A 293-nucleotide genomic window follows, 5' to 3' on the forward strand; every position below is an offset into this window, starting at 1 on the left:
CAAACAAGCAGTCTTCAATACCTCTAACTGCTAGCGAACCCACAACTAAACCTTGTTCTGCCTGAATTGCTCCAGTTGTGTCAGCGACCGTTGCCAAATCTGCAATTGTCTGGTGCTGAAACATTTGCTTCGGGGTCAGCTGAACTCCTGCTTGATGAGCTTTGGCAATCACCTGAATGCTGAGAAGAGAATCGCCGCCTAATTCAAAAAAGTTGTCATGGATGCCTACCCGCTCGATACCCAAAACCTGCTCCCAAACCTGAGTTAAGATTTCCTCAACGGGAGTGCGAGGC

The 293-nt window shown here is 48.5% G+C and carries 1 protein-coding gene; it reads right to left on the reverse strand.

The features are described from left to right. Positions 1 to 293 (reverse strand): phosphopantetheine-binding protein (locus FLQ44_RS17975; protein ID WP_147695476.1); only part of this gene is annotated, 293 nt, incomplete at both ends.

The organism is Vogesella mureinivorans (genome assembly GCF_007644035.1).
In the GTDB taxonomy this organism is placed as follows: domain Bacteria; phylum Pseudomonadota; class Gammaproteobacteria; order Burkholderiales; family Chromobacteriaceae; genus Vogesella; species Vogesella mureinivorans.